We start from the raw sequence: 21,643 nt of genomic DNA on the forward strand, positions 1-21,643 counted from the left end.
GGCGACCTCGCGGTGACCGCCTCCGGCACCCTGCGTCCGATCACCTGGATCGGCCACCGGGCGATGACGGCCGCGGGGGCCGCCCTCCCCTTCCATCTGCAGCCGGTGCGCGTCCGCGCGGGCGCCTTCGGCCAGGGCCTGCCGGCCCGCGACCTCAGCCTCTCGCCCGGCCACCCGGTTCTGGTCGGGGCGGAGGCCGACAACGAGGGTGGCGTGCTGGTTCCAATCATGTGCTTGATCAACGGCACGACGATCACCCGCGAGCCGCTTGCTAGCGTCACCTACTGGCACGTTGAGCTCGATGCCCACGACATCCTGCTGGCCGAGGGCCTGCCGGCCGAGAGTTACATCGACGGCGGCGACCGCGCTTTCTTTGAAGGCTCCGACCACGCCATTCACAACCCGGACTTCGTGCCCGTGGGCTGGAACGCTCGCTGCCGCCCGGTGGCGTTCGACGGTCCGGTCGTCGAGGCCGAGCGCCTGCGGCTCGATGCGGTGTTCGCCGCCTCTCTGAGCGAGCAGTGCGATTGGCAGGCCACCGAGCGCGCGCTAACCGCGTAACTGCCGGCCAACGCCCGACCACACCAGCCCCGCCCGGCTCAGCCGCGGCGGGGTTTTTCCGTTCCCGACCGCCGCGAGGATTCAGACGAGACACAAGATCCGGCGGCACATTAGCGCCGCCCGCCCACGGGATGGATTGTCGCCGACATCAGCATGGTTAGCCCAGCGCTGACGAGCAGCGAAACCGCACCACGCAGAGCCGCGTCAACGTCGAAACCACCCGGCAGAGGGCGTCCCACGACGAAAGGCCATGCGTGCAGGCACGCCGCGCCGACTGGAGCGGCGAAGGCCAGGACGCAGAGGATCTCGAAGAGCCAGCGGGGCATCGCGGGACGGTACCACGCCCGTGGCTCGCCGCCATCCTCCGCTCTACGGACCGATCACGACACTCGCCCGCGAGACGCCGGAGGAGGTGGTGCTGGCGCCGCGCGTGTAGCGCCATGAAGCCGGTCGATCCAGCCGTTCGCAGCACGCACCTGCCGCCGACCTTCGCTCTTGAAATTCGGAGATCATAAAGATCTGTTCCGACAAGCACCTCTATCTGACTAAGCCCAGCCAAATTCTTTGATAGCGTGAGTATCGTTCCAAATTTTGGTCATATGACTGATTTTTTCGCCATCGAATTCCATGGCATAAACGTAGTCGGTTGCAGTGCTTTTCCCCGTAGGGGGGCAAGGTCCACCTTCCCCGGTGTGTGTCCCTCGAAAGATGCCATACGCCAACACGTTTTGGCGCTCGCCGTCTGTCGCAAAGGATTTTACTTCGTATTGGCCATCAGGAATGAACGTCAGCAGTCCCTTCATCCAATTCGTATAGTCCTGCAGCGTGACGATGCCCGAAAGGGCCTCGGCTTGAGCTGAAAAGCTGGCGCTGGGTGTGCAGTATTGTTCGCAAGCTTCCCAGCCACCGCCTGTCTCACATGCATCGAAGAACGCTTTAGCGACGGTCGTAATCGTACTCATGGACGCTGCCTCGCTGATTTGCCGAGCCAGACTAGGACGTTTGAAGATGGTCCGATATGGCAAAGGGTACCGGTTGCGTGCAGCAATTTTTGCCAGAAACGACGCCTTCCAGGGCTTTTTGTCCACAAATTGGCTCGTCGATTAACTTAACTCGGCAACTGGTGGCGAACGACGCGCGCGGGATCAACGCTGGCTTGGCGTGGACTATCCGCACACTGCCACCTGCCCACCTATTGCCAGCCCTCCAGCCGGCTACGAGATCCACTTGCCCCGCCCAGCTCAACCGCGGCGGGGTTTCGTTCGCCCGCGAACGCCAGAGTAGGTGGTGTGGGATTCGTTTGTGGGGCGCGGGCGTCTGGACAGGTATTGGATTGTGATGGCGGGTCCGCTGCAGACCCGTCGCCGGCCCGGGAAGGTCCTGGTTTAGGGGCTTGATAGATGGAAGGCGTGCGTCTGGGGCAAGCGGAAAGCCGCCTGTCTCCTCCTCCGGGACGAGAGAACGCTAGGCAACGTCACGGGCGGTTAAACCCACCCGTCCTACAGCCATTACCGCATTCTGGCCTCGGCGAGGCGACGTAGGGGTGGGGCGGCACATGCCGGACAATCAGCGCGAGGTGCTCCGCCAGAAGGCGTTGGCTGAGATCGCCCTCCTCGACACGCCGCCCGAGCGCGAGTTCGATGTACTGGCGAAGCTCGCACAACGCATGCTTGGCACCGGCATGTCCTCGATCACCCTGATCGCCCCAGAGCGCCAATGGTTCAAGGCCCGCTGCGGGCCTCTGGCACCGGAGACTGCACGGGCCCAGGCGTTCTGCCCCGTGGTGGTCGAGACCGAGGCACCGCTCACTGTGGCGGATGCCCGCCACGACCCCCGCTTCGCCGAAAGCCCCTTCGTCACGGGCGCACCGAACATCCGCTATTACGCCGGCGTCCCGGTTCGCGTTCAAGGACCCGACGGCGGTCTGGTGACGATCGGCACGCTCTGCGTTCTCGACCAGCAGCCGCGCGAGCCGACGGCCACCGACTTGGAGGTTCTAGAGGAGTTGGCCTCCGTCGCCGAAGCCTTGATCGAGGCCCGGGCCGTCGCTCTTCGCGCTGCCAAAGCCACCGAAGAGCACCGTCTGACCGTAGAGCGGCTCGAGCGCGAACGCCGCCAGTTCAAGCAGGCCGAGCGCATGGCCGACATGGGATCGTACCGGTACGACATCGAGAAGCAGATCACCGCTTGGTCGGACGGCGTTTTCGCCATCCACGAACTGCCTGTCAGCGGCGGTGTGCCGAACAGCGAACTCATGAATTACTTCCCCGAGCCCGACCGCACCACATTCGTCGCCGCGGTGCTGCGCACGCTGGACACGGGTGAGCCGTTCGAGATGGACGCTGACTTCGTGACCGCCAAAGGCAATGCGCGGCGCGTGCGATGCTCCTGCGAGATCGAGCTGGCCAAGGGCAAGCCTGTCGCCCTCATCGGCCTGATCCAAGACATCACCGAACGGCACGACTTGGAGCAGCGCCTGCGCCACCAAGCCCGCACCGACGACCTCACCCAACTTGCCAACCGGGCCGAGTTCCATCGTGTTCTCGATGCACGGCTGCGCGAGGCGCGCGCTGCCGACGGCGAGGTGGCGGTGCTTCTGATCGACCTCGACGGCTTCAAGGGCGTCAACGACGTCCTCGGCCATGCTGCGGGTGACGCAGTGTTGCGCCGTGTCGCCGATCGGTTGCGCGCCTCCTGCGACGACGGGTGTCTTCCGGCGCGGTTGGGCGGGGACGAGTTCGCGGTCGTGATGTCTGCTGACCTTGATCGCGTGGGACTCGATCGAAAAGTTCGGCGCCTTCTGCACGACCTTGAGATCGTGGTAGAGGGACATGGTCAAATCGCCCGCGTGACGGGAACAATCGGCATCGCGTGGTCAAGCGCGGCCTCGCAGGACCGCGATGTCCTCCTCCGCCAAGCTGACTCAGCGCTCTATGACGCCAAGCGCAGTCGGAAGGGAACTGCGCAGACCTACCAAGTCGTTGCGGACCACCGGCATGTCAGTTGAGCATGGCCTTGCCCTGGCGAGCGAGCCATGCCGTGAACCGGCAGAAAGCCAACCCAGGGCGCATTCGCGGCTGGTGGCGGATAGGGGCGTCAGGAGAGGCGGAGATGCGCCGAGTGGCGATCATCACCACCCGTTATTTAGGCCGCTCGCATCAGCCGAGGCAGAGTTTTCGTGCCCGGAAGACGCCGAGCAAGTAGTTCGGGCGCCGTGCGTGGACCGGTGATCATGCTACACCTTGACTGTCTAAAGTCCGTCTCGAGCTTTCGTATCTTGGTGCATGTCAAATATCTCTAGTCTTTTGTTGTAGCTAAGAATTATGGTTTCGCCGCAACTAAGACATTTATATTTAGGAACTGTTGCAAACCATTTGCCGCTCTTTTCATGAACTGCCCCACAGAAGGGACAATCGCAGCGCATCAAGTCTTTATATAAGCCCGGCGACAGTCTCATGGCGCTCACCAAGGTGATCCGAGAAGTCAAGTTCCACAGGCTTACGCAACTAAAAATAGAATTAAGCCGATGCCTTAATCCCTACACAGATTGAGATTGATTGCAAATCAAATCGCGTGGAATACACAGCTCGATCAAAAATTTCTACCATCGCGTCAATCTTAGATTTGCAATTATAGATCGCCATCCTAGCATTCAAATCACTGGTTTACTGGAGTGAAGAGGCTCAGCGGGCTAGCATATAAGTGTGTAGCTTAACTATACCGCGCCGCCATCCGATTGGCTCATGCCCGTTCCTGCAGATGCCTCTAGAGCCCCGGACGGCTCGCCGCGGCGGGGTTTTCGTGCTTGGGAGACGCTAGAGCAAGTAGTTCGGGCGGCGTGCGTAGAGCGTGGGCCGCCATCGTAAGCCACTGGCCCGTGCCATGCGTAGCCATAAGGCTTCTATCCAGAAGACACTCAGCCCCGCCCGGTCCGCCGGCGCGGGGCCTTTTATACACTGGCCCTTGAGGCTCGCAGCTGACGGCCCTCCATGGGGCCGGGATACAGATCTCGTCTCCGACGGTGGCGCTTCGATTGGCAAATTGAGGAGCCCCATCGAATGCCGCGCTACTTCTTCGTCGTGGAGGACGGAGAGCGGACGGTCGATGAAGAGGGCATGGAGTTGAAGGGGCCCGATGCTGCCGCTGCTGCAGCCCTTTCCATCCTGCTTGATGTCGGCCGGTTCGAGGTCATCGTGCGGGACGAAAGCGGGAAGCGGATCTACCAATCGAATTTGACCATCCAGGCCGGCTGGATGGCAGAGGAGGCGATCACGGCGAACGCGGCAAGCGGCTGACGCGGACCGAAAGCTTGCGCTTACCGTAAGCACGCTACTGCTGGCTGCAGCGCTGGCATCACAGCGACCTGTGCCATAAGCTAATTCCGTTTCTCCCAAGGTCTGATTAGGCGGCGCCTCTATCGCGCCGCCGCGAGCATCCGCTTCAGCACCTCGTCCATGCGGTCGTCATCGCTGGCACCGGCCGCCACAGCCTCGCGACCGACGGTCTCGTAGATCTTTCGCACGGTCGCCTCGTCCAAGCTGAGACCGCGGGCGATCCGGTTCAGTCGCCCGGCGCCTGTTGGAGGCGAACTATACTGCGAACGATCGCCAGAACCTCACGACGCATTCGATCATCGTCGATTGCATTGTAGGCGCGCAGGAGATCAACGGCACCGTGGGCTTGCAGAAAGCTAAGCGCTGCCACCCCATCCTCGACAGCGTCCCCATCATCGCTGTCGAGGAGGGTCGAGACGGGCACTTCGAGCATCTGGGCGATTTCGCTCAGGCGGCCCGCGCCGATGCGGTTCATGCCGTTCTCGTACTTCTGGATTTGCTGAAACGTCACGCCGACGGCCCTGCCGAGCGCAGTCTGTGAGAGTCCTTTGGATTTACGGAGCTTCTGAATACGCTCACCGACGATACGGTCCTGCTTGGTTGCCCGCCGCGTGGCGCTCGGAGTGTCCATAATCGAGGCCCTCAAAGGCAGAACGGTCGGGCGGCATTATTGCCGAGCGAGCCTGAATGCATAGCAGCTCTAAGGGGAAAAATTTTCCGTTAGAATGATCGACCGGGCTTCAGAACCCGGGCCTGCGCTCATCTTTCATGCGCGTCCAAGCCGAGGCCGCGGGCGAAGCCGAGCAGGCCGCGCAACTCGGCGGCGGATCGGTCCAGTTGGTCCATCATGATGCAGCCTCCTTCGTGCGCAGCAACTCGCCCATCCGCAGCACCTGGGCACGAAGTTCGCCCGTCAGCAGGTCCGCGTTCCCGCGAGCGACAGCCTCGTCGAGCGCCACGATCTGGCAGGAGTGCTCAACCGTCAGCGGGATTTCGACCGGCCGGCGATCCTCGCGGCGGTGGCCGCGTTCGTAGTTCTCGACCGACCCGCGCGAGATGCCGAGCCGGTCGGCTGCTTCCTGTTGCGAGAACCCAAGCCTCAGGCGCCAAGCCTTGAAGTCGTCGGGGCTCATGCTAATCTCCTAGGCGCCGAGGGGGTGAGCGGTTGGGCTTAGTGGGAACCGGAACTTTCGTCCCGGTCCCCGAGTCGGCTACTTGAAGATCAGGACCAGGCGCCAACCGAGGAACCTGATCTCCAAGCGGACTTCGCTAAGCTTCAACCGTCTCACCCCCTTTCGGTCGTCAGGCGGATTTGCCTGACCCATTCTGTATAACTGTTTCGTACTGAGTACGCAATGGAAAATCGTACAGAGTACGGAATTTTCGCGAGGTCTTCACCCGCGCGGCTCCCGGCCGGCGCGGGTTTTTTGTTCTAGACTGCGCGCCGCTGCGAGCATCCGCTTCCGAACCTCGTCCATGCGCTCGTCATCGCTGGCACGGATGTACGCGCGCCTTCATTCCGGCTCCCGTGGCGGTTCGGTTTTCACCGCGTGAAGCTGTGCAGATGCAGATAAGTGGGATCGAACTCGGCCGCATCGTAGAGACGCTGCCAGTCATGAACGACCAACTGGCGACGCTCGAAGGTGATGAGGTTGTCGTCGCGCAGTGCCTTCAGCACCCGACTGATATGCACTGTCGTGAGACCCGTTGCGTCAGCGAGATCCGTCTGCCGCAGCGGCATCGGGCATCGCAGATCGGCGGCGAGGCCGACTGCCTCTTGCCGCAGGTACAGCTCGCAAAACAGGTGCGCGATCCGGCCATAGGCCAAGCGGCGCCCCATCGACGTAATCCAAGTCCGGAAGATCCCGGCATCGACCAGCGTCTCCCGCCAGAGCAGGGCGGCCACGTTGGGGAAGGCCGCCGTCAGCCGCCGCAGGTGCTCGTGCGGAATGAGGGCGAAGGTGCAAGGCGTCAGTGCCCCCACGCCATGATCGAGGGTGCCCAGATGAAGGCTTTGTAGATCCGGTGTGTCACCCGCGACGTGAAAGGACAGGATCTGCCGGCGCCCTTCGTCCAAGAGCTTGTAGCGGTAGGACCAGCCCTCCACGAGGAGGCCGCAGTGAGACGGCCGCTCGCCGTCCTCCACGAGATCCTGGCTGGGATTGATGTGCCGGATGGTGGCCGGCAGCCGCCGGATCGCCTGCCGCTCCTCCTCTGTGAGGGCCGACGTACTCACCAGCTTGCGGATCAGAGCTTCGAGAGCTTCGGTGGGGGCGGCCATAACCCGTGTTGTGTGTCTGCGATCCCGATAGTCAAGGAACCCATCCGCTCGTGAGCGTCAGCGCGGCTTCGTAGATCCGCGTGCCGGTCTCATCACGTACGCTCGCCTTGAAGGTATGGTTATTGCCGTTCGGCAACTTATCGTTGGCAAGTTGTGCGAGCGTGGCGATTACCTCCTGCCTAGCATGCTCCCGATCATTGAGAATGACACCCTCATTGTCGCGCAGATCACGCACGCCGTCGTCGATGTCGAAGAAGTAGCGAGGCACAGCGTTCTCCCTAGAGTGATTTGGAAACCCCAAGAAGATCGGGCTGGTTCGTCGCTCGTGGCAGAGATCGATGGACGGTCTCGTAATTCGCCTCGACCAAGCCGAGACCGCCGGCAAAGCCGAGCAGACTGCTGTTACCGGAAGTCCGTCGGGAAGGAGGCTACGAACCAAACCACGGCCTGCCAGCAGCCGTAAGCCAGTAGGCCGATGAGCAAGCCTCCAATTGCAAATCTTAGCCCGACGTCGCCTCGCTGCTCGGGCTTCTCCTTCATCGCATCTTCCCTGAAAGGTTCACCTACCCGCACGAACGTCCACGAACGCACGCATGAGGACACGTCGGCCACGAGCATCGTGGACGTCGACCAACCAGTCCGTCCAGTCCGTACCAGGCGCACCATCCATGACGGCCCGTGCAACCTGATCAGCTTGCAGTCCAAGCGCGCGCGGTCGTGGCACCCACCGACCGGTCAGGTCGAAGACGGCATCGCCGCCTCGGCCAACGCAGTGGAAGTGGTAACGCTGGACGGTCACTGCCTTTTTCGCTCCGCGTCCACAGCGCTCCCCATGCGTTTTCGGGGCTGCGTCGAACCTCGTTGAACCAAGCCCGGACGTCTGGTTTGTTCACTGTACGTTCTATAGGACTCGGAGATGACATGCACGGCGTGGTCGGACGTCGAACGATGCTGTGCGACGATCTGCCGGCCGCTGCGGAGACGTGGTGCGCAGAAGCGGCGGTGATCGCCGAGGCTTACCGGAGCGCGCACCGGGGCGATGATCGAGCCGCCCTCGTCGCGGCGATTGCCGATGCCCTGGCCGATCTCGCAGCCGCGGAGGAGCGAACGGAGGCGGTGCGGCAGCAGGTGTCCCGCGGCTACGTGCGCAGCGCGGCCGGGGCGGCATGATCTCCGCCGGGCTCTACCGCATCGAAGAGATGGCCGCGGAGGGCGCCGCCACGGTCCGCGTGCCGGTGATGGGCCCGTCGCTGTGCGCGGGCTTCCCCTCGCCGGCCGACGACTTCGTCGAGAACGCACTCGAGTTGCCGCGCTGGCTCGTGCCGAACCCGCCCGCCACCTTCCTCTGGCGCATCGCCGGCGATTCGATGCGCGATGCCGGGATCTTCGACGGCGATCTCGCCTGTGTCGATCGCAGCCTCAAGCCGGGCCACGGCAGCGTCGTCGTCGCGGCGGTGGACGGCGAGATGTCGATCAAGCGCATGGTCGTCGAGGGCAACCGAGCCAGGCTCGCCTTCGACAACGCAGACCTACCAGTTTTCGCGCTAGAGGAACTCGCCGAGGTCGATGTTTGGGGCGTGGTGCGCTTCACCGTCCGCTGGCACGTCGCCCGCGCCGGACAAGGCCGATGAGCGGCGCCGAGGCTCGCCTGCGGGATCGGATCGGCGGCGGCCGCGCCCTCGCGCTGATCGACGGCAACAGCTTCTACTGCTCCTGCGAGCGCGTGTTCGACCCGAAGCTCGCCCGCGTGCCGGTGATCGTGCTGAGCAACAACGACGGCTGCGCCATCGCCCGCACCGCCGAGGCCAAGGCGCTCGGGATCAAGATGGGCGCGCCCTACTTCATGATCCGCGGGCTCTGCGAGCGCCAAGGCGTGCGCGTGTTCTCCTCGAACTACACCCTCTACGGGGACATGTCGGCGCGCATCAACGCGATCTACCGGGATGCCACGCCCGACGTGGAGGTCTACTCGATCGACGAGAGCTTCCTCGAGCTGACCGGCTTCGTGCGCCGGGACCGGGTCGCGCTCGCTCGGGACATCCGCGCCAAGGTGCGGGCCTGGACCGGAATCCCGACCTGCGTCGGCATCGGCCCGACCAAGACGCTCGCCAAGCTCGCCAACCACATCGCCAAGAGCGTGCCTGAGCTCGACGGCGTGTGCGACCTGACCGAGCCGACGGCCTACGACCATTGGCTCTGCCGGATCCATGTCGGTGAGCTGTGGGGCGTCGGCCGGGCCTCGCTGCCGAAGCTGGAGGCCATGGGCATCGACACCGTGGCCGACCTGCGCGACATCGATCCGCGGCCGGTGCGCAAGGCGCTGACGGTGGTGGGCGAGCGCATGATCCACGAGCTGCGCGGCGTGTCCTGCCTCGGGCTCGACCTCGTGCCGGCGCGGCGCAAGGGCTGCGCGGTGACCCGCTCGTTCTCCGGCCGGGTGACGGAGCGGGCCGAGCTGGAGCAGGCGGTGGCGGCCCACGCAACGCGGCTCGGCGAGAAGCTGCGTCGCGAAGGCCTCGGCACCGACCACATCACGGTCTTCTACCACACCAGCGAGCACGACCGCGGCGAGCCGATGCGCTCGATCTCGACGGTGGTGAGGCTACCGGAGGCGACCAACGACACGCTGGCGCTGATCCCGGCGGCGCTGCACGGGGTGGCTCGCACGTGGCGCGAGCAGGGCAGCCCGCCCTGGCGCTACTCGAAGGCGGGCGTGGTGACGGTCGATCTCATGCCGCTGGCGGCCTCGCAGCGGGCGCTGATCGGACGGCTCGACCGCGAGCGCGCCGACCGGCTCATGGGCGCGATGGACGCCTGCAACGCTCGCTTCGGCCGAGGCAGCGTCGTGCCGGCGCGAGCCGGGCTGGAGCGGCAGCGGCGGACCTGGTCGACGAAGTTCGAGATGCGCACGCCGCGCTACACCACGCAGGTGGGTGAACTGCCGGTCGCGCATGCTTGATGGGTCGGCTCCCGACCCCAAACGGGCCTGCCCCCGGTGCCATGCGTATCCATCTCACTGATCGCTGCCAATAACTGGCTGCAAGCACGCGTTCATGCCCTGCCCGCCGATGGGCAGGGACAGATGGCCGGCGACGCCGGCCAGGAACACGCGGCCGCGCGCAGAGCCGGGCGAGACCCCGTACTGGAAGCGGCTATGGGTGTCATCAAGAGCCGCCTGTGGCAGCCCAAGCTGATGAAGTGCAAGTTCGAGCCGGCGCTTGCCGAGGAAGCACTAGGACAGATCACGTCCGAGAAGACGGAGAGTTAGAGAGCCATCATATGCTCCGGTGCATGCCAGACATGTAGCTCCCAGCCGCGGCCAGCCGCATCGTCCAGCGCATCCCTTGATCGGGGGTGTCAGCTCGTTGTGTCATCACCAAGCGAGATCGTTCGCTCGACGACGTGCTCAAGGGGCGCGTTCTCAGCCGTGAGCGTCATACGCAATTTCAGGGTGCCGCCCTTCACCTGTCCATCGCGGGCCACGCGCTCGATCTCGCGCTGGGAGGTGACGCCGACCTCTTTTAGGAACTTGCGTAGCTCGATGTTAAAGCGATCCTCGTCCATGGCGTTCCTCCGCATAGGGTGTGGTTGCCGTCAACGCCGCGGGCTGGCAGTCGGCACCATTACCCTGGCAGACAGCGCAGCCGTTTGCGATCTGCCTGATCAGCGTGTGGGTATCACTCCAGATGATGGACCGCGTCATCGACCGTCTCGGCGGTCCGGCCCGAGACCGTGAGCGTATCGTGGGCTGGCGTCACGGGATCAGCCCCGGCCTCAGCTTGAGGTCATAGGGCCGCCTGGGTGTTCGTGGTGACATGCCGGATATGCAACTTACGATGCGTCTGCCGACAAGGCCTCGATCGAGCGGCCGGAGACGACGGAGAGCGGGCGCTCCTCCAGGATGTCGGGGGCGCTAGGCGGGCGGGCCGCCTCGTCGTCCGCTTTCATGAGGAGCCAGGAGACCTGCCTTCCGCGCGGCGCCATGCGCATGAGGCGCCACCCACCAGTCAGCTTCGCACCATGGAGGCGAAAGCGGAGCGACCCGGAGGCGAGATCGGCCACCGGATCGCCGTTCGGCTGCCAAGTGCCACGATCCCACAGGAGCACGGCGCCCGCCCCATAGGACCCAGACGGAATCACGCCCTCGAAGCTGCCGTAGCTCAAGAGGTGGTCCTCGACTTCGATGGCGAGCCGCCGCTCACCGGCAACTAGGCTCGGACCGCGGGTCACCGCCCAGCTCTTCAGCACGCCTCCAACTTCGAGCCGGAAGTCGTAGTGGAGCCGGCGCGCGGCGTGCTTCTGGACGACGAAGGACGGCATTTAAGTGGTGAGCGGTCCGGATATTGGTTCAACCAGCCATCGGCAACGCTGGTTCAAACGCAGCGGTGACCGCCCGTTCTGCTCGTTCCGCTTGCTTCTTCGGCGCTGCGCACTTCCAGGTTTCACAGCCACGTGTTGCCGTTAGGGAGCGGACCGTGCCCGACCGCGTTGAACTCGCATCCCCGATGCTCAGGATAAGTCATGGACCTGCATACCACGATCAGGGACTCCATCCTGACTGAACTTCAGCGTCAAGCGGAGGCGACCGATGCCGCTCCGAAGGTCAGCCTCGCGGAGGACGGCTTTGTCGACATCCAAGGGCGGATCGATATCGACGCGTTGATTATGGTGATCACGGGCTCTCTCGCCGGAGGGCCGTAAATCCGCTTCCAGCGGAGCAACCGCGACGACCGCGATGCTGATGAGGAATGGTAGATAATGAACAGGGCTTACGGTGTGCAGGTGACGGCGCCGGGACCGGACGGAGGCGAACCGAGGACCGTGCCGGTTCTGGTGGTCGCAGGCGACGAGCAGGACGCGCTTCTGGTCGTCTCCGAGGCGGTCGGTGACGACGCCGAAGCTGAGGTGCTGCGCGAACTTACCGACGAAGAAATCCGGGAACACGGCCTCGATCTGGAGCAGCGCGGAGCCGCGAAATCGCTCGCGATGCTGAAACTCTGAGATTTTTGAGCGGCCGGAACGCTCCCGGATCACGGCCCGCTCTGTCTCTATGGCCCCTTTCGGATCAGGGGAGGCTCACACGGCCGCGAGCAACGCGCGCTTCCACGAGGACCTGCGGGCCCGCGATCCTGGCTAGGGCGTGCGAGACCTTGAAGCCGTCCTCTACTGCCTCCCCTGCGCCAAGGATGCTCTGCGAAGCTCGTGGACGCAGAAGGTCTGCGGCGACGTACCGAACTCCGCTGCGATCTGTTCGACGGTGCGGCAGACCGTGATGCTGCGCACCACCCGCGCCTTAGCGGCTATTAGATTGAACAGAACTTCCAGAACCGACAGGCCGGGAAGTTGGGACTGCGCCAGAGGGGGTCAAAACTCAATCAGCTTGACCATTTGAGGGTCAGCTTCCGACCCGAGGTAGTCATTCGGGCAGTCGACTACGAAGAGCCGCTTGTGGTGCTAGAGCCGACCTTCAGAATGCCGCCGCGCAATGAGCTGGATCCTCGCTCAAAGCCCTGACGACGAGGCTGGTGTCTGGCCAGAGCGATTCTCGCTCACTCCTCGTCGATCTCGTCCAAGACTGTGTCACTGAAGGGCACCGTCAGAACCGGCTGACCTGCCTCGTCGCTGATCTCGAACGAACAGGTCATCCAGTCACGGACTATGTCGAGCTGATCTCGTGTGATCATGGTTCTCGCCTCAGACAGAGCGTGCTCGCGGGCCGCAGTGATATCCGCAAGCTCATCACCCTCATGATCCTCCGCGAGGCCATCGGGGCCGGGGCGGTGTCGTATGTTAAAGAAGTAGCGCGGCATCAGCTGCCCTCGATCAGGCGAGCGTATTCTGCTTCTGGCAAACCATAGCCGTCATCCGCCAACTCCTCCATCGCCTTGCGGTTCAGGATCGTGAGGCGTCCGCGCCGTGCCTTGATGTGGCGGTAGCCCTCTAGAGCCTGTATCGCCAGGGGCGCGCTAGGCCGGCGCACGCCGAGCATCATCGATAGGAAGTCGTGGGTGAGGCGCAACTCGTCCCCACCTATACGGTCCTGGCACATCAGCAGCCAGCGCGCGAGGCGGACCTCAGTCGTGTAGGCGGCGTTCACGTAGGCGGTCTGCGCGGCCTGAACGTACTGAATGTGAACGAAGCGCAGAAGAACCTTTTGCAGGCTCGCACTCTGTTCGATGGCAGAACACATCGCCTCGGAGTTGATGCTCAACATGTCGCCTGGGCTCTGAACGAAATGATCATGTGGTGTGCGATCAGAGCCAAGCAGGAGGGGAAGGGCGCCGATCAAACCCTCGCGACCGATGATCCCCACCTCGACCTTGCCTCCCGATCCGTGAGTGGTGATCGAGCCGAAGCCAACCTCGGGGAAAAACAGGTGCTTGACCGGAAGGTTGGGCTTGATCAGCGCTTGGTTCAGCTCGGTGGCGACCAGCTCCAGGTGCGGCTGGAGCAGCCCGAAATCAGATAACGAGAGAGCCCGAAGGAGGCGATTGCGGACGGTCGATTGTTGAGGCTGAGACACGGCTCCGCTCCCATTCGGGGCAAGAGCACACGCTGTCTCTCAAGCGCCTGCGCCCGGACAGACCGGCAGGCGCTGATCGCTACCTGGTGATTACGCCCAATAAGTCAAGCGCTCTGATAGGTTTTGTTCGGTGCAAGACCTAACGGATTGTCAGATATCGGACATAAGTCCCTAGCCTCTCGTCATCTTTTGCAACCTGTGCCTATGACTTCGTCTCGAAAGCCTTGCTTCCGTGGAAAGGCGGGCGGCTGAAGCGCCAGGAGTCGTTATGCTGAACCTCGACGAACAGCCCTCGGTCTTGCTGACAGAAGATTTTCCTCTGGTAGGCATGGACCTCAGCGATAGCCTGGAGAAGGCGGGATACCGCGTTATCGGGCCAGCAGCCACGGCCACCGAAGCGCTGAGCTTTCTGGAGCAGGAGACGCCCACCCTCGCCATTATCGGCATTGCACTTACGGATAAGCTCTGCATCGAGCTAGTGCGCGCGCTGCGGGAGCGCGGTGTAGCCTTCCTCGTGCATTCCGGCTACTGCCAGAACGACCCGCTTGCCGGCGACTTCCGAAACGTCCCCTGGATCATCAAACCAGCCCCGTCTGAAGACGTTGTATCGGTCCTCGACGAGCTGTCGTTAACGGCTGCATCCGTCAGACAAGAAACAACAAGGGCCATCTCGCTTCGGCCTGCTGAGCAGATTTCGGGAAGCGTCAATCCGCTCATCCGCAAGCTAGAGAGTTTCACGCCCCTTTCGGACGAGGATCGAAGGCTGCTGCAGAAGATCTGCGTGAACCAGCGCCTCGTTCCGCCGCACACCGATCTCTCGCAGGAGGGTGACAAGCCTGATGATGTGTTCGTCGTGCTGTCGGGCCTCGCCTGCCGGCATAAGTTGCGGACGAATGGCGCGCGCCAAATTCTCGCTTACCTCCTACCGGGTGACCCCTGCGATCTTGACGTGGCGCTACTCGGCACGATGGATCACACCATCACCACCCTCTCGGCCTGCAAGGTCGTGCGCCTCGCGCCCGATGTGGTCACCGATCTGCTTGCGCACCATCCCCGGATCGCCCGCGCGCTGCGCAAGAACACGCTGGTCGATGAGGCGACCCTGCGCGAGTGGCTGATGAACTTGGGTCGGCGCTCCTCCGTGGAGCGGCTGGCGCACCTGTTCTGCGAGCTTCTTCTGCGTTTGCGAGCAGTTGGACTTGCCCCCGAGGACAGCTACGCTCTACCGCTGACGCAGGTGGATTTGGCCGATACTACCGGCATCACCTCCGTTCACGTCAACCGTTCGCTCAAGGAACTGCGGCAGCGTGGACTAATTGAACTTCGAGGTGGCCGGCTGAAGATCCTCGATTACGCGCGCCTACGGACGCTGGCCGAGTTCAGGGCCAACTACCTGCACCTGGGTGACCGAGTTGCCGTATGAACCTGCGCCTCCAGCCCGTACAGATCGCCACAGGCAGCCCCGATGGAGAAAGCCAGCTCGTATTCAACGAAGGCTTTCTAGTTGCGGTGCTGGTGCGTCTGTCGGATTTGCACGGTGATAAGGTCGGAATGTGGTTCCTGGAGGCAGGTTTTGGGCGGGTGAATGATCCGGACCCGCCTCTCTTCGCCGACCTGGATGAAGCGGAGGCTTGGATCATGAGCCGGCTCGCATAGCAGCTTCGACACCGCTGTCTCGAAATGCCCAGTGATGCGACCTCTGCAGAGGTCCGCTTTCGACGGAAAAGCCGCCTGTCGAGACATCTCGACTGAATGCCCGCAGACCACCCGGAGCAGGCTTTGGAAAGGTCCGCCTTCAGGCTTTGGGTGGAACGGTCTCGGATGGCTGCAACGAGTGGAAGCCGTTAGTCCTCTTACTGACGGGGCAGCAGCTTACTCCGGGAGTGCACATTGAGCGGGATCGTTAGTGGATGGCCGCAGGCGCTCCTGCGCCTCGAAAGCTTGTCCGTCCTCATCGCCGCTTCAGCGGCCTATGCGTGGCAGGGCGGGAGTTGGTGGCTGTTTGCCGCTCTCTTCTTCGTGCCCGATCTTTCCATGCTCGGCTACCTCGGCGGGCGCAAAGCGGGGGCCATGCTGTACAACCTCGCTCATTGGTACGTACTGCCCCTAGCATGCGTCGCTTGGGGGGCTTCAGGAAAGGCGCCGTCGGTTCTGGCGACCGGTCTCGTCTGGGCTGCGCATATCGGTTTCGACCGCGCCCTGGGGTACGGCCTCAAATACGGGAAAGGCTTTGGCTTCACTCACTTGGGGGCGATGGGTAAGGCCCACCGTGATGCGTAGCAGCGAACGGCAATGGTTCGACAAGGAACAACCATCTGAGTCGGAAGGTGGACCCGGGGCCGATGTCCGATTCCCCCTAGTGGGCCGTGAGCATGAAGTCGGGCTGCAGGACTGATTGGTTGCCGTCAGGTCTCGGTGTTTGGGTCGTTCACGCCTTCTGCGCCCGCGCGACGAACTCCCAGATCGGAACACCGACCGGCGCGCCCGTGACGTTCCGATAGCCGCTGACGTTGCCGAACAGGATCCGGTTCTGCTCGATGCCGATCGCCTTGTGGCCGCCCGTCATCATCACCCCGCACCAATCGACCCGCAACGTGCCGTGCTCAGGGTGGACGCCGAAGAGCTGCGGCGCCGTCCAGCCCAGGCGCACCGCCTCTGCGCCGTAGCGTTCGATGAAATCGGTGCAGGCCTCGTGGATGTTGGCCCACGCGGTAGCGCCGAGGTACCGGCATGGCGGTGTGATCGGGCGGAGCACGCCAAACGCCTTGCGCCACTCGGCGGCCTGAGGCGGAAGCGGATCGGAACCAAGTTCGGAAAGCATGGACGCTGCCGGCTGACAAAGGGGTCGACGGCATAGGGGCCTCAGGTTGCCTGGACCTTACCGCCTGGCCTTCCCCTCACGCCTTCGTGGCCCGCGCGAGCAGGATCGCACGACCGCACCGAGGTCGAGCACGTAGCCGTCGGCGATCGGGTGCGCATCGGTCTCGGGATTGGCGAGATACGCCTTGATCGCCGCGTTCACCTGCTCGTCGGGGATGGCTTTGGCGTTGAAGAGGTCGCCAGCGGTGGGAGAGGAATCAGCCACGGCGCATGGTAAGCGCGGACTGCGGGCCCAACCAACGTTTCGCCAACGAAACCGGATTGCCAAGGGCTCGAAAGCGCCGTTGAAAGACGCCCCAAGCATCAGAAAAACCTTCGTTTTCCACTAGAAGCGGCGCGCTCATAACGGTCTGGTTGCAGGTTCGAGTCCTGCCGGGCCCACCACGCGCTTCCTAACGGGTTGAGACACAGGGTTGCCCGTCTCACGCGCCGGAGGCGTGAGCGCGGGGCTTTTCGCAAACTCGCGCGTAAGCCCGGTACGGCTGATCCGTATGGAACCGTGCACTGCGCGGCGATGGTGATCTTGCACCGTGTCGGACTTTCCCACGTTCGCTGGGATCGACTGAAATTGTCAGAAAAATTGTGAAGACAACGCGATCAGATCGGTGACTTCCGCAAGTATCACCTCGACATGCCCGCCGTTCTCAAGACGCAAGGTGATGACGAGGAGAAGCTAGCCGCTTTCACCGCGTCGATATTGCCTTTCGAGCAGCCGGGAAAGCAGACCTGCTCGTCCTGGCGGCCGACGTCCAAACTATAGGAAACGTTGACCGGTTTGAGGGCTGCAGCCAGCACCTGACCTGTCCCTTCCAGGGCCTTGGGGGAAATTCAACGGCAGGAGGGATGACAGAATCGGGGGGTCGGCCCATCTCTTGCCCTCGCGCCAGCCGGGCCTCGTCGCCGAAATCCTGCGGGATTCTGCACGGCGAATTGCCGAAAGATCCCGGTCGCAATTGCCTGGTTTTCCGATAACCCGTTGAGAAACAACGCAGCTTGTTGCCGGCGCGCCACGGCTTGCTCGAATGCATCATGTTTCGAACGGCGGACGGATTAAACTCGCGCATGATCCGTTGTGCTTGCCTCTGAGGCCGCGCACAGAATGCGGCCCCTGCCCCGCGGGGGAAGCAAGAAACACGAACACGGGTCTTCAAATCGATGCGAGCGCTTCGCAGCAGTCTCATCGCTTCGGTTGCTCTCCTGCCTGGCGGCGCGCTCGCGCAGGAGGCCGTGAGTCTGAGCGAAATCAGTGTCGTCGCCACCACGCCGGTCGGCGTCGCGGGCTCCGGCGCGAGCCGGGGGGCATCCCCCTTCGGGGCGGCGCCGACGGGTGTGGCGGTCCCGCGCCTGCGCGGCGGCGAGCAGCCGCTCAACAAGATTCCGAGCACGGTCGAGACCGTCACCGCGGCCGACCTCGACATCGATCGCGGCACCTTCAACGCGGTCGCGACCCTGGCCCGCCGCGTCCCCGGTCTGAACCTGAGCGACTCGCAGGGCAATTCGAACCGCGTCGACGTCACCTATCGCGGCTTCACCGCCTCGCCGGTCCAGGGCGTGCCGCAGGGGCTCGCCGTCTACCAAAACGGCGTGCGCATCAACGAGGCGTTCGGCGACGTCGTCAATTTCGACCTGATCCCGCCGCTGGCGATCCAGCGCATCGACGTGGTGACCGGCAACCCGATCTTCGGCCTCAACGCGCTGGGCGGCGCGGTCAACATCCAGATGAAGAACGGCTTCACCTGGCAGGGCACCGAGATCACCGCGCTCGGCGGCTCGGACGGGCGCATCGCCGGCTCGCTCCAGTACGGCAAGATGATCGGCCCCTGGAGCTTCTACTTCGCGGGCGACGGCCTCAACGATCGAGGATGGCGCTTCCAATCCCCCAGCACGATCGGCCGCATCTACACCGATCTCGGCTACCGCTCGCAGGATTCCGAGTTCCACCTGATCGGCCAGTTCGCGCGGACCTTCTTCGGCGCCGCCGCGGCGACGCCGGTCGATTTCACCCGCGTCGACGAGCGGGCGATCTTCACCTACCCGCAGACCACGACGCAGCAGGTCGGCACCCTCCAGGTCACCGGCCGCGTCGACATCTCGCCGAGCTGGGATCTGGCCGGAAACGCCTATTTCCGCCGCTACAGCAACCAGTACGTCGACGGCAACGACGGCGATTTCGAGAATTGCAGCACGCGGTCCAGCTTCCGCGGCCGGCTCTGCTTCGAGGATGACGGCTTCTCCCCCGCGGCCGGACAATCGCAGCTCGCCTTCCGCAACCAGTTCCTGATCCTCGGGCGCGGGCTCAACGCGCCGGGCATCCCGTTCACGGGGGGCGTGCCCTACGGCACCCTGGACGTGACCAAGACCGAGGCGACCGGCTACGGCGGTTCGCTTCAGGCGGCCAACCGCGACCGCATCCTCGACCACGGCAACAGCTTCGTCGTCGGCGGCAGCATCGACGTGGCGGATTACAGTTTCAAGTCGTCGAGCACGCTGGGGGTCATCAATCCCGACCTCTCGGTCACGACCGATCCGAACAACCCCTTCTACGGGACGATTCCCGGCCTCGGCACGCAGCAGATCCGCACGGCCGGCGCGCTCGGCATCGCCCCGAGCCAAGTGATCGGCTCGAACCTCTATATGGGCCTCTACGCCAGCGACACCTTCGACGTCACCGATCAGCTCTCGCTGACCGCCGGCGCGCGGCTGAACTTCGCCCGCATCACCACGCAGGATCTCACCGGCTTCTCGCCCGACGTCACCGGCACCCACTACTTCACCAAGGTGAACCCGGTCGCCGGCCTGACCTACCGCTTCACGCCGGAACTGTCGCTGTACGGCGGCTACTCGGAATCGAACCGCGCGCCGACGCCGCTGGAACTCGCCTGCGCGAATCCGGACCGGCCCTGCCTCCTGCCGAACTCGCTCGTGGCCGATCCGCCGCTCAAGCAGGTCACGGCGCAGACTTACGAGGTGGGCCTCCGCGGCGCGGTGCCGAATTTCTACGACGGCGGCCTGCTCAGCTACAAGCTCGGCGCCTTCCGCACCGATCTGACCAACGACATCATCCAGCTCGCCACGCCGGGCAATTCCGCGCGCGGCTACTACGTCAACGTTCCGGCGACGCGGCGCCAGGGCATCGAGGTCGCGGCGGAATACAGCCGTGGCGACCTCTCGCTCTACGCCAACTACGCCCTGATCGATGCCACCTACCGGTTCAACGGGACGCTGTCCTCGCCCAACAATCCACTCTCGGACGACGGCGCCATCTTCGTCACGCCGGGCAAGAAGGTGCCGCTGGTGCCCGAGCATCAGATCAAGGCCGGCTTCGACTACCTGCTCCTGCCGGGCTGGCGCCTCGGGCTGAACGTCCAGGCCTTCTCCTCGTCCTTCTACCGCGGCGACGATTCGAACCTGAACCGGAAGCTTCCCGCCTATTACGTGCTCAATCTGAACACGAGCTATCAGGTCAACAAGAACCTCGAAGTGTTCGGCCTGATCACCAATCTCACGAACAACCGGTACGCCACCTTCGGCACGTTCTTCGAGCCCGGCCTGGTCGCCGGCCGCTATCCGGTCAACGACGTGCGCACCACGACCCTCGCTCAGCCGCTCTCGATCTACGGCGGCGTCCGCTACGTCTTCGATGCCGACGTCGTGCCGGCGCCGGTGGAGCCGCTGGTTCGCAAGTTCTGATACGCCGTCCGTTCGATCACTTCGGTTCGTCCTGCGTCCATGCGAGGCGAAGGCAATTTAGGGCGCGACGTCTTCGGAGTGATCGCGCCCTGGATCGCTTTGCTGCCGCCCGCGATGACGGGATTGTTCAAGACCCAAGGCGATCAACCGGAAACCAGATGAGAACCGGGGAACGCCGCGGTGCGGAAGCGCGCCTATTCCCGGCCGGAGGTCGTGCTCGCGTTCGGCGCTCGATCCTGGGTGCGTCCGCGTCTCTGACACAACGCCCACTGCGCCGTCCCGGCCGAAGCGGCAGGCCGGTGACCGGAAGCGTTGTGAGGCGTTCCGAAAGGCGGGTTTCGCGTTTCGAGCACTGTCCCCGACCTGACTGCATCGGTCCGTCGTCTCTCGATCCTCGTGTCGGCCCGCCTTCGTTCGATGAACCGGCGACCCCATCGTCGGAAGGCGCTCTCGCATGAGAAAGGTCGACGATCAGTCTCGGGTTTATCCAAAACCGCCCGTCCGTCCGACGTATTGCCAAGAGATCCTGGGTATGTCGGGAAACTATGGCATGTTGCGCAGCGATCACATTGAGCGGATTCAAATTAATCGGAGCGTGAAAGGCCGGAATTTTAGTGAAACGGGATGTTTTTCCACTTCCGCTCTGCGATCGTTATAATTATTTCTTATTCCGCTCGCTGACCATTTCGGTCGTGCCGGCAGCTTGCTTCTCAGAAGACAGTCAGAATGGCGCCGTCTGACCGGCGCCAATCCTCTGCTCACGTCCAAATCAGGGCCGCGCCGAATTCGAGGTGGTCAGGCGCTTCTCTAAAAATGTCATCATCTCGATCTTGGGAGGGCTCGATCCATGGCGATTACTTTCGACAACACGGTGTATCAGGCGGGTTTCTTCGGAACCGATGATGGCGGTGTTCCGGCCAGCGGCACGTTCCGGATCGACGACGTCTACGACTTCCCCGTGACCGTCAACGGGACCGTCACCAACCCCGGCGACACCGTCACGCTGACCTACACGCTTCCCGGAAGCGCGACGCCGACGTCGCAGACGCTGACCGCGACGGCGCTCGACAATCCCAACATGATCCTGTTCACGGGCGGCAGCGTGCCGGGCAGCTTGGCGGGTGGCACGAACCGTTTCGTGTTCTCCAACGTCCAGCTGTTCGGCAGCGGAGATCCGAACCGGACCGCGTTCACGGACGACGGCAACCGGACGCTCGGCGCCTATGCGCCGGTCTGCTTCACCACCGGAACCCTGATCCGCACGAGCCGCGGCGAGGTCGCCGTCGAGGATCTCCAGGTCGGCGACCTCGCGGTGACCGCCTCCGGCACCCTGCGTCCGATCACCTGGATCGGCCACCGGGCGATGACGGCCGC

At 63.7% G+C, this 21,643-nt stretch carries 27 protein-coding genes; 14 read left to right on the forward strand and 13 right to left on the reverse strand.

Annotation, left to right across the window (positions count from 1 at the left end):
- On the forward strand, window positions 1-561 hold a 561-nt coding region (locus ABS772_RS07045; RefSeq protein ID WP_350393262.1), incomplete at its 5' end, for a Hint domain-containing protein.
- 545 nt (window positions 562-1,106) lie between these two features.
- On the opposite strand, the gene ABS772_RS07050 is transcribed toward ABS772_RS07045, so the two are convergent.
- On the reverse strand, window positions 1,107-1,523 hold the full coding sequence (locus tag ABS772_RS07050) for an ester cyclase (protein WP_350393263.1): 417 nt from the start codon (window positions 1,521-1,523) through the stop codon (window positions 1,107-1,109).
- Between the two features lie 593 nt (window positions 1,524-2,116).
- On the opposite strand from ABS772_RS07050, the gene ABS772_RS07055 reads away from it, so the two are divergent.
- Window positions 2,117-3,568, forward strand: a complete 1,452-nt coding sequence (locus ABS772_RS07055; RefSeq protein WP_350393264.1) for a diguanylate cyclase domain-containing protein — start codon at window positions 2,117-2,119, stop codon at window positions 3,566-3,568.
- 1,051 nt (window positions 3,569-4,619) lie between these two features.
- A complete protein-coding gene (locus tag ABS772_RS07060; protein ID WP_350393266.1) occupies window positions 4,620-4,856 on the forward strand; it encodes a DUF6894 family protein in 237 nt (78 codons plus the stop codon).
- Between the two features lie 265 nt (window positions 4,857-5,121).
- On the opposite strand, the gene ABS772_RS07065 is transcribed toward ABS772_RS07060, so the two are convergent.
- From ABS772_RS07065 to ABS772_RS26415, 5 genes are all read right to left on the reverse strand, one after another.
- Window positions 5,122-5,526 carry a helix-turn-helix domain-containing protein gene (locus tag ABS772_RS07065; RefSeq protein ID WP_350393268.1) on the reverse strand — a complete coding sequence of 135 codons (405 nt, stop codon included), beginning with the start codon at window positions 5,524-5,526 and terminating at the stop codon, window positions 5,122-5,124.
- A gap of 214 nt (window positions 5,527-5,740) precedes the next feature.
- A complete protein-coding gene (locus ABS772_RS07070) occupies window positions 5,741-6,028 on the reverse strand; it encodes a helix-turn-helix domain-containing protein (protein WP_350393270.1) in 288 nt (95 codons plus the stop codon).
- Between the two features lie 410 nt (window positions 6,029-6,438).
- A complete protein-coding gene (locus ABS772_RS07075; RefSeq protein WP_350393272.1) occupies window positions 6,439-7,176 on the reverse strand; it encodes a Crp/Fnr family transcriptional regulator in 738 nt (245 codons plus the stop codon).
- Between the two features lie 31 nt (window positions 7,177-7,207).
- Window positions 7,208-7,444, reverse strand: coding sequence for a DUF6894 family protein (locus ABS772_RS07080; protein ID WP_350393274.1), 237 nt, complete (start codon window positions 7,442-7,444; stop codon window positions 7,208-7,210).
- Between the two features lie 291 nt (window positions 7,445-7,735).
- A complete protein-coding gene (locus ABS772_RS26415) occupies window positions 7,736-7,975 on the reverse strand; it encodes a DUF6894 family protein (protein WP_407942972.1) in 240 nt (79 codons plus the stop codon).
- Between the two features lie 122 nt (window positions 7,976-8,097).
- On the opposite strand from ABS772_RS26415, the gene ABS772_RS07085 reads away from it, so the two are divergent.
- Genes ABS772_RS07085 through ABS772_RS07095 form a run of 3 tightly spaced genes read left to right on the forward strand, consistent with a single transcriptional unit; the run spans window position 8,098 to window position 10,135 of the window.
- Window positions 8,098-8,346 carry a hypothetical protein gene (locus tag ABS772_RS07085; protein ID WP_350393275.1) on the forward strand — a complete coding sequence of 83 codons (249 nt, stop codon included), beginning with the start codon at window positions 8,098-8,100 and terminating at the stop codon, window positions 8,344-8,346.
- On the forward strand, window positions 8,343-8,807 hold the full coding sequence (locus tag ABS772_RS07090) for a LexA family protein (RefSeq protein WP_350393277.1): 465 nt from the start codon (window positions 8,343-8,345) through the stop codon (window positions 8,805-8,807). Before ABS772_RS07085 ends, ABS772_RS07090 begins: the two co-directional genes overlap by 4 nt.
- Window positions 8,804-10,135, forward strand: coding sequence for a Y-family DNA polymerase (locus tag ABS772_RS07095; protein ID WP_350393278.1), 1,332 nt, complete (start codon window positions 8,804-8,806; stop codon window positions 10,133-10,135). Before ABS772_RS07090 ends, ABS772_RS07095 begins: the two co-directional genes overlap by 4 nt.
- Window positions 10,136-10,189: 54 nt before the next feature.
- Here the strand turns inward: ABS772_RS07095 and ABS772_RS07100 are convergent, their stop codons facing one another.
- Window positions 10,190-10,285, reverse strand: a complete 96-nt coding sequence (locus ABS772_RS07100; protein ID WP_350393280.1) for a hypothetical protein — start codon at window positions 10,283-10,285, stop codon at window positions 10,190-10,192.
- Between ABS772_RS07100 and ABS772_RS07105 the strand changes: the two genes are divergently transcribed.
- On the forward strand, window positions 10,259-10,444 hold the full coding sequence (locus ABS772_RS07105; RefSeq protein ID WP_350393303.1) for a hypothetical protein: 186 nt from the start codon (window positions 10,259-10,261) through the stop codon (window positions 10,442-10,444). The two genes, ABS772_RS07100 and ABS772_RS07105, sit on opposite strands and share 27 nt — an antisense overlap.
- Window positions 10,445-10,533: 89 nt before the next feature.
- Here ABS772_RS07105 and ABS772_RS07110 read toward each other — a convergent pair whose 3' ends face one another.
- Window positions 10,534-10,740 (reverse strand): DUF6494 family protein, encoded by a 207-nt coding sequence (locus ABS772_RS07110; protein ID WP_350393281.1) that lies wholly within the window; start codon window positions 10,738-10,740, stop codon window positions 10,534-10,536.
- 267 nt (window positions 10,741-11,007) lie between these two features.
- Window positions 11,008-11,496 carry a DNA polymerase ligase N-terminal domain-containing protein gene (locus ABS772_RS07115; RefSeq protein WP_350393283.1) on the reverse strand — a complete coding sequence of 163 codons (489 nt, stop codon included), beginning with the start codon at window positions 11,494-11,496 and terminating at the stop codon, window positions 11,008-11,010.
- Window positions 11,497-11,697: 201 nt separating this feature from the next.
- Here ABS772_RS07115 and ABS772_RS07120 point away from each other — a divergent pair, with 201 nt between their 5' ends.
- Window positions 11,698-11,877: a hypothetical protein gene (locus ABS772_RS07120; protein ID WP_350393285.1), complete on the forward strand. Its 180-nt coding sequence runs from the start codon at window positions 11,698-11,700 to the stop codon at window positions 11,875-11,877.
- Between the two features lie 57 nt (window positions 11,878-11,934).
- Window positions 11,935-12,177, forward strand: a complete 243-nt coding sequence (locus ABS772_RS07125; RefSeq protein ID WP_350393286.1) for a hypothetical protein — start codon at window positions 11,935-11,937, stop codon at window positions 12,175-12,177.
- 548 nt (window positions 12,178-12,725) lie between these two features.
- Here ABS772_RS07125 and ABS772_RS07130 read toward each other — a convergent pair.
- Window positions 12,726-12,986: a DUF6894 family protein gene (locus ABS772_RS07130; RefSeq protein WP_350393288.1), complete on the reverse strand. Its 261-nt coding sequence runs from the start codon at window positions 12,984-12,986 to the stop codon at window positions 12,726-12,728.
- Window positions 12,986-13,699 carry a Crp/Fnr family transcriptional regulator gene (locus ABS772_RS07135; protein WP_350393290.1) on the reverse strand — a complete coding sequence of 238 codons (714 nt, stop codon included), beginning with the start codon at window positions 13,697-13,699 and terminating at the stop codon, window positions 12,986-12,988. Before ABS772_RS07135 ends, ABS772_RS07130 begins: the two co-directional genes overlap by 1 nt.
- A 268-nt stretch (window positions 13,700-13,967) precedes the next feature.
- Here ABS772_RS07135 and ABS772_RS07140 point away from each other — a divergent pair, with 268 nt between their 5' ends.
- The 3 genes from ABS772_RS07140 to ABS772_RS07150 all read left to right on the forward strand — a co-directional run bounded on the left by ABS772_RS07140 (window position 13,968) and on the right by ABS772_RS07150 (window position 15,979).
- Complete coding sequence (locus tag ABS772_RS07140) at window positions 13,968-15,122, forward strand: helix-turn-helix domain-containing protein (RefSeq protein WP_350393292.1); 1,155 nt, start codon at window positions 13,968-13,970, stop codon at window positions 15,120-15,122.
- A complete protein-coding gene (locus ABS772_RS07145; protein ID WP_350393294.1) occupies window positions 15,119-15,355 on the forward strand; it encodes a hypothetical protein in 237 nt (78 codons plus the stop codon). The genes ABS772_RS07140 and ABS772_RS07145 overlap by 4 nt, the downstream gene beginning before the upstream one ends.
- A 234-nt stretch (window positions 15,356-15,589) precedes the next feature.
- Complete coding sequence (locus ABS772_RS07150; protein WP_350393296.1) at window positions 15,590-15,979, forward strand: DUF4260 domain-containing protein; 390 nt, start codon at window positions 15,590-15,592, stop codon at window positions 15,977-15,979.
- A gap of 148 nt (window positions 15,980-16,127) precedes the next feature.
- Here ABS772_RS07150 and ABS772_RS07155 read toward each other — a convergent pair whose 3' ends face one another.
- Both ABS772_RS07155 and ABS772_RS07160 read right to left on the reverse strand, forming a co-directional pair.
- A complete protein-coding gene (locus ABS772_RS07155) occupies window positions 16,128-16,520 on the reverse strand; it encodes a hypothetical protein (RefSeq protein WP_350393298.1) in 393 nt (130 codons plus the stop codon).
- Window positions 16,521-16,577: 57 nt separating this feature from the next.
- Complete coding sequence (locus tag ABS772_RS07160; RefSeq protein ID WP_350393305.1) at window positions 16,578-16,784, reverse strand: hypothetical protein; 207 nt, start codon at window positions 16,782-16,784, stop codon at window positions 16,578-16,580.
- Window positions 16,785-17,734: 950 nt separating this feature from the next.
- Here ABS772_RS07160 and ABS772_RS07165 point away from each other — a divergent pair.
- Together ABS772_RS07165 and ABS772_RS07170 are read left to right on the forward strand one after the other, a co-directional pair.
- Window positions 17,735-20,269: a TonB-dependent receptor gene (locus ABS772_RS07165; RefSeq protein ID WP_350393300.1), complete on the forward strand. Its 2,535-nt coding sequence runs from the start codon at window positions 17,735-17,737 to the stop codon at window positions 20,267-20,269.
- A gap of 847 nt (window positions 20,270-21,116) precedes the next feature.
- Window positions 21,117-21,643, forward strand: a 527-nt coding sequence (locus tag ABS772_RS07170; protein WP_350393302.1) for a Hint domain-containing protein, incomplete at its 3' end; no start/stop codon positions are given.

This window comes from Methylorubrum podarium, assembly GCF_040270385.1.
GTDB lineage: Bacteria > Pseudomonadota > Alphaproteobacteria > Rhizobiales > Beijerinckiaceae > Methylobacterium > Methylobacterium podarium.